The following is a 263-nucleotide window of genomic DNA, read 5'->3' on the forward strand; positions in this document are numbered from 1 at the left end:
GTTTAATGGCGTCAATGGCCGTTGGATTGTCAAGCGTTGACATATCTCCGGTAGGCTTATTCTCTGCTAATGCGCGAATAGCACGGCGTAGGATTTTGCCAGAGCGCGTTTTGGGTAATGCTTGCGGGAAATAAATCGCCGCGGGCCTTGCGATACCACCAAGAGATTTTACCACTGCCCCAATCACTTGCTGCTCAATACGGAAGCGGTTTTCGGTCGTCGCTACTTGGTCATGATCTTTTAGCACACAAAAAGCAATGGGC

1 protein-coding gene is annotated in these 263 nt (G+C 49.8%); it reads right to left on the reverse strand.

Features of this window, described 5'->3' with window-relative positions:
- Positions 1–263: AMP-binding enzyme (locus AAEZ03_RS27790; RefSeq protein WP_502947977.1), on the reverse strand; the 263-nt coding region annotated here is incomplete at both ends.

Origin of the sequence: Pseudomonas sp. HY2-MNA-CIBAN-0224, from assembly GCF_040310285.1 — a bacterium.
Classification (GTDB): Bacteria; Pseudomonadota; Gammaproteobacteria; order Pseudomonadales; family Pseudomonadaceae; genus Aquipseudomonas; species Aquipseudomonas helleri.